The organism is Xanthomonas pisi DSM 18956, assembly GCF_001010415.1.
Taxonomy (GTDB): domain Bacteria; phylum Pseudomonadota; class Gammaproteobacteria; order Xanthomonadales; family Xanthomonadaceae; genus Xanthomonas; species Xanthomonas pisi.
In genome coordinates, this window is record NZ_JPLE01000120.1 from 1 (window position 1) to 727 (window position 727).

The window sequence follows — 727 nt, forward strand, 5'->3', positions numbered from 1 at the left end:
CGTAAGCTCCCCCGTCAAGCAGGCACTTCAAAAGTAGAGCTTTCGGCGTGCTTGTTGCGGTACTCGACCGGGGTCATTCCGCCGAGCGAATCATGGGATCTTGCTTCGTTGTAGTCGATCATCCACCAGTGGGCGGCTTCGCGCACATCGTCGAGGCAGGCGAAGAAATTCAGGTCGAGCACTTCCTCGCGGAACGTGCGATTGAAGCGCTCAATGAAGGCATTCTGATTTGGCTTTCCCGGCTGGATGTACTGCAGTGCGACGCCATTCGTCTTGAGCCAGCTGGTGAACGCTTCGCCCAGGAACTCGGGGCCGTTGTCCGAGCGCACCACCTGCGGCAAGCCATGATCGCGTTTGATCTGCTCGAACACACGCACAAGCCGTTGCGAGTTGATCGAGGTGTCAACCTCGATGTGCAGCGCCTCGCGATTGAAGTCATCCACCACGTTGAAGGTGCGAAAGCGTCGTCCGCATGCCAGCGCATCGCTCATGAAGTCGACCGACCAGACCGTGTCTGGCAGCCTCGGCACGTAGAGCGGCACCCGCTCACGCTTGGGAAGGCGACGCTTTGCAGCGCGGCGTAGGTTGAGCTTCATGGCCTTGTAAACGCGATAGATGCGTTTGGGATTCCAGCCTGGTTGCTGCTTGCGAAGGTAGTCGCTGCACTTCCAGAAGCCACGACTGGGGTGCGCTTCAACGTAACGCGCGATCTCGGCAATCAGCTCGG

Annotated in this window: 1 protein-coding gene; it reads right to left on the reverse strand. The window is 59.1% G+C overall.

Going from position 1 to position 727, the window contains the following annotated elements; genetic code table 11:
* Positions 1-14: 14 nt before the first annotated feature.
* Positions 15-727: IS3 family transposase (locus tag Y887_RS17240; protein ID WP_046965516.1), on the reverse strand; the 713-nt coding region annotated here is incomplete at its 5' end.